Consider the following 8,182-nt stretch of genomic DNA (forward strand, 5'->3'; position numbering starts at 1 on the left):
AAAACCAGAAAATAATCGACAGCTATATGCGGGCCGGTATGCCGGCCATTCGATGTAACTGAGACTGACGCCTGAATTTTTTTCTTACGAAGCGCGAATTTTTTATTCGAAAATAATTGCCTAAGATTCGGCCGAAACCCCTGCGGAGTAAGCATCGAAGTCGTTGACGACGTCCGCGAAAAATCCGCAACGCCGCGCGACAACCGACGATCGAAACGCCAGTCAATCCCGCATATGACAAAAATAAATCCGTTGAAAACGGTGAATTAATTCACGCATTATTTTGCGGTTGCAGCATGAATTAAATTCCAGCCTTATACGGGTATGTACCAAGGTAATTGGCGTACTCGCTTTGAAGCGGCTTCGACGCCAGAACGAGTTCCAGCGCGCCGCGCATTTCGCCCGAGGTGTTCTACATGTTGAGCGTGCTTTCGAGAATGATCGACATAGCGATGGTCGCGCTGGGCGCGTTGCTCGCCGCGTCGCTGCACGCGGGAAATGCGGTATGGCTCGACGACATGCAAAGCACGCTGCTGGCATTCAATTGCGTGCTGGTGATCATGACGTTCCCGTCGTTTGGAATCTACAAGTCGTGGCGCGGCAAGCCCGTCTACGACCTGTTGCTGCGCGTGACGGTCGCATGGCTGATGGTGGAAGGCGCGGGCGTGCTGCTTACGTTCAGCGTGCATCGTGCAGATTTGCTGTCGCGTATGTGGTTGCTTTATTGGGGCGTGGCCACGGCTGCGCTGTTGATGATTTCGAAGGCGAGCGTGCATGCAGCGCTCAAGTCGCTGCGGCGCGAAGGTTTCAATCAGAAAGCGGTGGCGATCGTTGGCGCGGCGCCTTATGGCCAGTTCCTGATCGAGCAGATGCGCAGCCGACCGGAAGCGGGTTTTCGTCCGGTGTATGTGTTCGATGATGCCTTCGCCGAAGAGACGCTCGCAGGCGTGCCGGTGAGCCGAGATCTGGCCGACCTGACACAACTCGTTCGGCGTCGCGCAATTCGTGAACTGTGGCTGGCGTTGCCGATTTCACAGGAACGCACCATCCACAAACTGGTTACCGAGTTCCGCGATGACTTCGTGAACATCCGCTTCATCCCGGACGTACGCAGCCTGTCGTTCTTCAATCACGCCGTGGTCGATCTGCTCGGCGTGCCGGCGATCAACCTGGCGGCGTCGCCGATCACGGATTTGAAGGTACTGCCCAAGCGCGTGTTCGATCGCATGTTTGCCGCCATCGTGTTGCTGAGTCTCGCGCCGCTGTTGATCGCGCTCGCGGTGGCGGTGAAGTTTTCGTCGCCAGGACCGGTGTTCTTCAAGCAAAAGCGCAAGGGTATCGATGGAAACGAGTTCGAGATTTTCAAGTTCCGCTCCATGCGCGTGCACAAGGAAACCGCCGGGCACGTGACACAAGCGAAGAAGGGCGACAAGCGCGTGACGCGCGTAGGTGCTTTCCTTCGGCGCACGAGCCTCGACGAACTGCCGCAGTTCATCAATGTGCTGCGCGGCGAGATGTCGGTGGTCGGTCCGCGCCCGCATGCGCTCGAACACGACGACATCTACAAGGATCTCGTGAAGGGCTACATGTACCGGTATCGCATCAAACCCGGCATTACCGGCTGGGCGCAGGTGAACGGTTTTCGCGGCGAAACGGACCGCATCGAAAAGATGATGGGACGCGTGAAGCTCGACCTGTACTACATGCAGCACTGGACCTTCGGACTCGACATGAAGATCGTCGCGATGACTTTGTGGAAGGGTTTTGCGGGCGCCAACGCCTACTAGAAGAATCATCGAATAACGCTTGAATAATTTGCCAACCCTGGAGCACGTGCTATGAAACTCACCATCATCGGAAGCGGCTATGTAGGCCTCGTGACGGGCGCGTGCCTCGCCGACATCGGCAACGACGTGTTCTGTCTTGACCTCGACGAACGCAAGATCGCCATTCTCAACAGCGGTGGCGTGCCGATCCATGAACCGGGCCTGCAGGAAGTCATTGCGCGCAATCGCGCAGCGGGGCGCCTGACGTTTTCGACCGATGTGAAAGCTGCTGTCGAGCACGGCGAAGTGCTGTTCATTGCGGTCGGTACGCCGTCCGACGAAGACGGCTCCGCCGATCTGAAATACGTGCTCGCTGCGGCGCGCGACATTGGCCGTTACATGAACAACTTCAAGGTCATCGTCGACAAATCCACGGTGCCCGTCGGTACCGCGCGCCGCGTGAAAGCGGCGATCGATCATGAACTCGCCGAGCGCGGCGAGACACACATGTTCTCCGTGGTGTCGAACCCGGAGTTCCTGAAGGAAGGCGCGGCTATCGACGACTTCACGCGGCCCGATCGAATCGTGCTCGGTTGTGACGACGATGTCCCCGGCGAACGCGCGCGCGAACGCATGAAGCGTCTTTATTCGCCGTTCAACCGGAACCACGAACGCACGCTTTACATGGATGTACGGTCGGCCGAGTTCACGAAATACGCGGCCAACGCCATGCTTGCCACGCGCATCTCGTTCATGAACGAACTCGCGAATTTCGCGGATCGTGTGGGCGCGGATATTGAAGCGGTGCGTCGCGGTATTGGTTCCGATCCGCGCATTGGGTACGACTTCCTGTATGCGGGTTGCGGTTATGGCGGATCGTGTTTTCCGAAGGACGTGCGCTCGCTGATCCAGACGGCCGGCGAGCACAACGAGCAGATGGAAATCCTGAAGGCGGTGACATCGGTGAATGAGGCGCAGAAACAGACGCTTGCGAACAAGATTGTTGCACGCCTCGGCAATGATCTGAGCGGCAAGAAATTTGCGCTGTGGGGCCTCGCGTTCAAGCCGAATACCGACGACATGCGCGACGCCCCGAGCCGCGTGTTGATCGCGGCGCTGCTGGAACGCGGCGCGACGATCAGCGCCTACGACCCCGTCGCAACGGACGAAGCCCAACGTGTGATCGCGCTCGATCTGCGCGATACCCCCGAGCAACTCGCGCGTTTGAGCTACGCAAAGGACCACGCCGATACGCTCGATGGCGCGGATGCGTTGATCATCGTGACGGAGTGGAAGGCGTTCAAGAGCCCGGACTTCGATGGCATGAAACGCCGCCTGAAAACACCACTTATTTTCGATGGCCGCAATCTCTACGAGCCGGAAACGATGGCTGAGATCGGTATTGAATATCACGCGATCGGGCGCGGCGTCCGGCAAGCGGCCAAGTCGCCGGTCACGGCTTAACCCGTAGAACTCTCATGCGCGAAGACCGGCCGAAGGACCCGGTGCTCGCGCCATGCGCCGCAGTATCGAACATATTCACGGACACCGCCCACATGTTTCAAAGCGTCTTGATTGTCTGCCATGCAAATGTCTGCCGGAGCCCCGTCGCCGAGATGCTGTTTCGCGCGCACTCGGCCCGGATGGTCAACAAACATGCGAGACGCGGAATCGAGTTCGGATCGGCAGGGCTCTTTGCGCAAGAGGGCCGCGCTATCGATACGACCATGTCGCGGCTCTTGATGGAATGCGACGTCGATTCATCGGGACATGCTGCACGCCAGCTCGATCGCGCCATGGCTCGTGCAGTCGATCTGATTCTGGTACCTGAACGCAAGCACATCACGGCGATCGAGGAGATGGAACCGGTCACGCGCGGCAAGGTGCACTTGCTCGGAAAGTGGGAAGACTCGGAAGTGATCGATCCATATGGTCGCCATGAAAGCGCCTATCGCGAGAGCTTCGGGCTTATTGAACGTCTGGTCCAGGGATGGCTGAATAAAATATGGTGAACCGGTCTCTAGCTTTTACTGTTTCCGTGGTCCTTTCGCTGACGACTTTTCTGTCGGCTTGTGGCGCCCTGCCGGGCTATAGCCTGAATACATCGCGCCTGCAGGACAACGATCCCACGCCGACCGCGACCTATCCGGTGCGCCTGATTTCGGCCGATGTCATCCTGCAGCAAAATCGTCCGGCTGCAGCCGCGCCGTTGCCGCCTCCGCGTTTTGCCGATCCGGCGCAATACGTGTATCGCGTGGCGCCGCAGGACATTATTGGCGTCACGGTCTGGGATCATCCCGAACTGACCACGCAGCAGGGGCAGACCTTGTCTGCCGGTGGCAACACCACGCAAACGGTGGCCGGCGCGCTCGCGCAGCCGTACACCACGGCGTTGCCGGGCCAGGCCGATCCGTTCGGTCAGACCGTCTCTCCCGACGGCACGATCTTCTTTCCGTTTCTCGACAAGGTCCGCGTGGCGGGCAAGACCGCAGGCGAGATCCGCGATCAGCTTGCAGCAGCCTTGACGCCGTATTTCAAGAAGCCGCAGGTCGATGTGCGCGTGCTTGCGTACAGAAGCCAGAAGGTGTCGGTGACGGGCGAAGTGAAGACCCCCGGGCCGCTTGCAATGAGCGACGTGCCGCTTACGCTCGTCGATGCTATCACGCGTTCCGGCGGAACGACTGCCGACGCCGACCTGCAACGCGTGCGTCTTACGCGCAACGGCAAGCTGTATCAACTCGATGCCGACGGCGTGCTCGATCGCGGTGAAATAGATCAGAACGTGATGCTTCAGGCAGGCGATATCGTCAACATTCCGGACCGCACGGACAGCCGGGTATTCGTGATGGGTGAGGTCAAGACGCCGCTGCCTGTATCGATGATGAAAGGCCGCCTCACGATCGCCGATGCCCTCACGCAAGCCGGCGGCATTCTCGATACAGACGCCAACGCGCGGCAGATCTTTGTGGTGCGCGGTGCGCGAGAAAAACCCGAATCGCCCGATATCTACCGGCTCGACCTGACGCAACCGGACTCGTTGCTGCTGTCCACGCAATTCCGTTTGCAACCGCTCGACGTGGTGTATGTGGGCACGGCCGGGTCGGTGCAGTTCAACCGTCTGGTCAACCAGGTCCTGCCGACTCTGCAGACAATCTTCTACCTGAAGCAACTGACGCGTTAATCGTCAATGCGCGTCATATCAACCGGGATTGAAACGTGAGCACGCCAGCACATTCCTATCAGGGCAAGACAGAAGAAGAGGACGTCGTTCTCGGGCAGTTGCTGCAGGTGATCATCGACGACATCTGGTGGCTGATCGGGATCGCGGCGTTCATCGTGCTCGCAGCTGGCGCGTATTGCTACGTCGCCAAGCCCGTGTATTCCGCCGATGCCCATGTGCGTGTCGAGCAATCCGACAACACGTCGCAAGCGCTCACGCAAACGCAGACGGGCGCGGCTATCGGCAATTCGTCGGGCGCGCTGCCGACGGATGCGGAGATCGAGATCATCAAGAGCCGTGGGGTGGTTGCGCCCGTTGTCACCCAATGCAAGCTCAACTTCTCCGTCACACCTATGACCGTGCCGCTGCTCGGCAGCCTGGCAGGGCGCCTTGCGACGCCGGGCAAGCCGTCGAAGCCGTGGTTTGGAATGAGCTCGTATGCCTGGGGCGGTGAGCAGGCGGCGATCGATTCCATTGAAGTCGTGCAGCCGCTCGAAGGGCAGAAGCTCACGTTGACCGCGCTTGCCAACAACCGCTATTCGCTCGCGACGCCGGATGGCCGCATGCTGCTTGAGGGCACCGTCGGCACGATGGAAAGCGGCAACGGCGTGAACATCAACGTGGCGAAACTCGTCGCGCGTCCCGGCACGCGCTTCACCGTGCTGCGGGCGAACGACCTGGACGCCATCGCGTCGTTTCAGTCGGGCATCACGGTGGCGGAGCAGGGGAAGGCGACGGGCGTCATTCAAATATCGTTGGAGAACGGCGACCCGGCACGCGCCGCGGAAATTGCGAATGCACTGGCTGATTCATATCTGCATCAGCACATCGAAAGCAAACAAGCCGATGCCGAAAAGATGCTCGCGTTCCTGAAGAGCGAACAGCCGCGTTTGAAGGGTGATCTGGAGCACGCCGAGGCTGCGCTGACCGAATATCAAAGCAAGTCCGGTTCGATCAACGCCAGCGATGAAGCCAAGGTCTACCTCGAAGGCAGCATCAGCTACGAGGCGCAGATATCCGGACTGAAGTTGCAGATTGCGACGTTGAATCAGCGCTACAACAGTGCTCATCCGGCGCTTATCGTGGCGCAGCAGCAACTCGGTCAGCTCGAAGCGGAACGCGCGAGGTTTGGCGAGCGCTTTCGTAACTTGCCGGCGTCGGAAGTGAAGGCTGTATCGCTGCAACGCGATGCAAAGGTGGCCGAGGACATTTACGTGCTGCTGCTGAACCGCGTGCAGGAATTGTCGGTGCAGAAGGCCGGCACGGGCGGCAACGTGCATATAGTCGATGCCGCCTTGCGCCCCGGCGCGCCGATCAAGCCGAAGAAATTCCTGATCATGTCGGCTGCGGTGATCCTTGGACTGATCCTCGGCACGGGCTTCGTGTTCCTGCGCCGCGCGATGTTCAAGGGCATCGTGGACCCGGACAAGGTCGAGCGCCTGGCTGGTTTGCCGCTGATCGGACTCGTGCCGCTGAGCGTGGAACAAACGAAGCTCGATGCCGAAGCCAAGCGTACCGAGCGTGATCGCGATCGTGTCCTGCCCATTCTCGCAGTCATGCGCCCGAACGACGTCTGCGTGGAGATCATGCGCAGCCTGCGCACGTCGCTGCAATTCACGCTCATGGAAGCGCGCAACCATACGGTGATGCTCACTGGCCCGGCATCGGGCGTCGGCAAGAGTTTCCTGGCGGTGAATCTGGCAGTGCTGCTTGCGGCATCGGGTAAAAAGGTTTTGCTGATCGATGCCGACATGCGGCGCGGCAAACTCGAGCGGTCGTTCGGCCTCGATCGTGCGAATGGTTTGGCCGAACTGCTTGCTGGAACCATCGGACTGGAACAGGCAATACGTACCACGCGCACACCGTTGCTCAGTTTCATGCCCGCAGGCAAGCGCCCGGAGAATCCGTCGGAGCTGCTGATGTCGCCGCGCCTGCAGCAATATCTCGATGGCCTGGGACGTGTCTACGACGTGGTCTTCATCGATACCCCGCCGATTCTCGCGGTGACGGACGCATCGATCATCGGCAAGTTGTCGGGCACGAACTTCCTCGTGATGCGCTCGGGCGCGCACAATGAAATGGAAATCTCCGATGCCATCCGGCGTCTGCGCACAGCGGGCATTCCGCTCGCCGGCGCGATCATGAACGGCATGGCGCAGCGCTCGCGCGGCTATAACCGCGGGCACTACGCAGCGGTTGAAGACTACCTGAACGTTTGACGCATCGGAGCGCGCATGACATCGACCCTGACTATTTCCGTGCTGGTTCCGACGTATCGCCGTCCGGCCGATCTGAAGCGATGCCTCGCGGCGTTGCGTACACAAACGCGCGCGGCCGATGAAGTGCTGATCGTCGCGCGGCCTGAGGACGATGCCACGCATCGCGCGATCGAAAGGGAAATGGCCGAGGCAAATCCGTTCGAGTTGCGCGTGATCGAAACCGGACTCGGCGGTCAGGTCGCGGCGTTGAACCGTGGCCTCGATGCAGCGCGCGGTGACATCGTTGCGATCACCGATGACGACGCGGCACCGCGAATCGACTGGCTTGCACGCATAGATGAAGCTTTCTCCGGCGATGCGTCACTGGGCGCATTGGGCGGCCGCGACTGGGTCTTCGAACACGGTTCATTGCTCGATGGCGAACGCACCGAGGTTGGCCAGATCCGCCGCTCGGGGAAGATCATCGGCAACCATCATCTGGGCGTTGGCGCGCCGCGCGAAGTCTGGTTGCTCAAGGGCGCGAACATGATTTACCGGCGCGCGGCTGTCGGCCAGTTGCGCTTCGATACCCGCTTGCGAGGCAAGGGCGCGCAGCCTTGCAACGATTTATCGTTCAGCTTGAGCGTGAAGCGCACGGGCTGGAAGATGGTCTACGATCCGCGCGTCGCTGTCGATCATTTTCCGGCCGAGCGTTTCGATGACAACGGTCGCGATGCGCAAACGCTCGGCGCGCTGGCGGACACCGCCTACAACGTGCATCTCGTGTTGCGTGAACATCTGGGTCCCATCGCACGGCATGTCGCTTGGTACTGGTACGCGGCCATCGGCACGCGTGCCATGCCGGGATTCTCGCAAACGCTCGGCGCGCTGGCGGACACCGCCTACAACGTGCATCTCGTGTTGCGTGAACATCTGGGTCCCATCGCACGGCATGTCGCTTGGTACTGGTACGCGGCCATCGGCACGCGTGCCATGCC

6 protein-coding genes are annotated in these 8,182 nt (G+C 60.2%); all 6 read left to right on the forward strand.

Annotated features, from left to right (window positions below; all coding sequences use genetic code 11):
• Positions 1 to 416 precede the first annotated feature (416 nt).
• Complete coding sequence (locus tag ACRXB1_RS06070; RefSeq protein ID WP_062167470.1) at positions 417 to 1,787, forward strand: undecaprenyl-phosphate glucose phosphotransferase; 1,371 nt, start codon at positions 417 to 419, stop codon at positions 1,785 to 1,787.
• Positions 1,788 to 1,838: 51 nt separating this feature from the next.
• Entirely contained in the window at positions 1,839 to 3,230 is a 1,392-nt protein-coding gene (locus tag ACRXB1_RS06075; protein WP_062000107.1) for a UDP-glucose dehydrogenase family protein, read from the forward strand.
• Positions 3,231 to 3,322: 92 nt separating this feature from the next.
• Complete coding sequence (locus ACRXB1_RS06080) at positions 3,323 to 3,778, forward strand: low molecular weight protein-tyrosine-phosphatase (RefSeq protein WP_062170217.1); 456 nt, start codon at positions 3,323 to 3,325, stop codon at positions 3,776 to 3,778.
• Positions 3,772 to 4,947 carry a polysaccharide biosynthesis/export family protein gene (locus ACRXB1_RS06085; RefSeq protein WP_449491450.1) on the forward strand — a complete coding sequence of 392 codons (1,176 nt, stop codon included), beginning with the start codon at positions 3,772 to 3,774 and terminating at the stop codon, positions 4,945 to 4,947. Before ACRXB1_RS06080 ends, ACRXB1_RS06085 begins: the two co-directional genes overlap by 7 nt.
• Before the next feature lie 35 nt (positions 4,948 to 4,982).
• Entirely contained in the window at positions 4,983 to 7,205 is a 2,223-nt protein-coding gene (locus ACRXB1_RS06090) for a polysaccharide biosynthesis tyrosine autokinase (RefSeq protein ID WP_375507767.1), read from the forward strand.
• Positions 7,206 to 7,220: 15 nt separating this feature from the next.
• Positions 7,221 to 8,182 (forward strand): glycosyltransferase family 2 protein (locus tag ACRXB1_RS06095; RefSeq protein ID WP_449491451.1); only part of this gene is annotated, 962 nt, incomplete at its 3' end.

Source organism: Caballeronia sp. M23-90 (assembly GCF_053574605.1).